The following is an 870-nucleotide window of genomic DNA, read 5'->3' as shown; positions in this document are numbered from 1 at the left end:
AAAGCTAAAACAGCCCAATGATAGGAATCGTGTGCCTATTAATAAAACAATCCCTGCCGAAATCAAGCGAGGAGACAACGGAATCTCATAAACTGATTTATGAAGTTAATAATGTAATGGTCAGTCTTTCTAAATATGTGAAAATTAAAAGGTATGAAATATGCAAAAGCTGATTATTATCATAGCGATTAGTGCTTTTTTTGGAACAACAAACTTAGCAAGAAGTAACACTCTTACTAAGCAAGGAGGAGGTCATAGCCGTTTTGCAGTTCCTAGTATAGGGTCAGGAGATCTCGATTCAAGCAACAATTATAAACCAAAACCACCAAAAGGCTATGAGCCACCACGTAAACTTCCACCCGATATTAAAATTGACCTTTCTAATTTGGGAACGATAAGAAATCGCGTACCGTCCAAACCTATTGGCTCTAAGCCATCTAACACACCTCCAGTATCTCCCACAGCTCAGGTACCTAAATCAACTTTCGTATCTGCTCCATCAGCAAAATATCTGGAGCTTACTAATCTATTAAAAAAAGGGGAAATTATTGAGCTCTTAAAAAAACAGCTTGAGTTGAAAAAAGAACAAATTTCACAAACAGAAAAAACCTATCAAGCTATAACAAATAGTCAAAAAACTAGACCTGAAAAAATAGATTTTTCTAGTTTTTTTCTCAAAGAACCAGAATCGTTCTATAAGAGTGATAAGCTTTCAAGGAAATCATATCAAGAGGTATTAGAGGACGAAAACAAAGTTTCTGGGCCTTTTGATCAAATGGGCACGTTGCTTTTTGAGCGTTTACAATTTGCATCGATACTAGATAAAGCTGTAAGTTTAGAAACTTTTGAAAACGTAGAAAATCGTTTTCA

At 35.3% G+C, this 870-nt stretch carries 1 protein-coding gene and 1 pseudogene; both read left to right on the top strand.

Annotated elements, in window-relative coordinates; translation table 11 throughout:
* Positions 1–91 (top strand): annotated as a pseudogene (locus ACFIN0_RS09870) (TrwH protein); the annotation flags it as partial.
* A 69-nt stretch (positions 92–160) separates the two neighbouring features.
* Positions 161–870, top strand: a 710-nt coding sequence (locus ACFIN0_RS09865; protein WP_375702466.1) for a hypothetical protein, incomplete at its 3' end; no start/stop codon positions are given.

It is taken from the genome of Bartonella sp. AA89HNZF, assembly GCF_042196905.1.
Taxonomy (GTDB): Bacteria; Pseudomonadota; Alphaproteobacteria; order Rhizobiales; family Rhizobiaceae; genus Bartonella.
The sequence above is the reverse complement of the archived record's forward strand: the minus strand, read 5'-3'. Positions and strand labels throughout refer to the sequence as shown.